Source organism: Chitinophaga sp. 01L420 (assembly GCF_056399985.1).
On sequence record NZ_JBFTSK010000138.1, the window covers coordinates 1 to 754 of the forward strand.

At 45.4% G+C, this 754-nt stretch carries 1 protein-coding gene; it reads right to left on the minus strand.

Translation table 11 applies throughout. From position 1 onward, the window contains the following. Positions 1 to 754: Ig-like domain-containing protein (locus tag AC1DP6_RS36500; protein ID WP_477059311.1), on the minus strand; the 754-nt coding region annotated here is incomplete at both ends.

Sequence of the window (754 nt, forward strand, 5' to 3'; positions counted from 1 at the left end):
AGTTCAATGTACTACCTGCTTTATAATAACCATTCGCAGGTACAATTACCTGTGTAACTACTGGTGCCGTGATATCTGCCGTTACACTGATGGTGTTGCTCGCAGTGTTGCCGTTGTCACCAATATTCACCGCTGCATCCGCAGGCAATGAAATACCAACAGCTCCATTGGCTGTTGGCGTTATATCAATGGTATAGGTAATGTTGTCGGTGGTTTGCAGCGTAGCAGCTGTAGCATTGGTTAATACGAAGTCTGTTACCGTAAGGCCAATCACCGCTTCGCTGAATACAGCAGTTACTGTAAACGACGCATTGACAATAGACGCAGCAGTGGTGGACAGCGCTACTGTTGGATGTACTGTGTTTACGAATACGCCCGCAGTATTACTGACACTATTCAAGAGGAGGGCTGCATTATTATTAGCTGCATCCTTGATAGTCGCACCATTCAGCAACAGGCTAGTACTAAGTGTGATGCCGTCCATATCCAAATCGCCGTTCTGAACAGTGTAACTGAAGGATAAATCCTGTGTACCGGCGCCTCCAGTATAAACCGCTGAAACATTTGTTCCTCCAATGTTTACGTTGATGAATGGCACACCGCCTGTAGTATTGATGAGCACATTTTCACTGTACGTCACTGTAAAGTTCAATGTACTACCTGCTTTATAATAACCATTCGCAGGTACAATTACCTGTGTAACTACTGGTGCCGTGATATCTGCCGTTACACTGATGGTGTTGCTCGCAGTGTT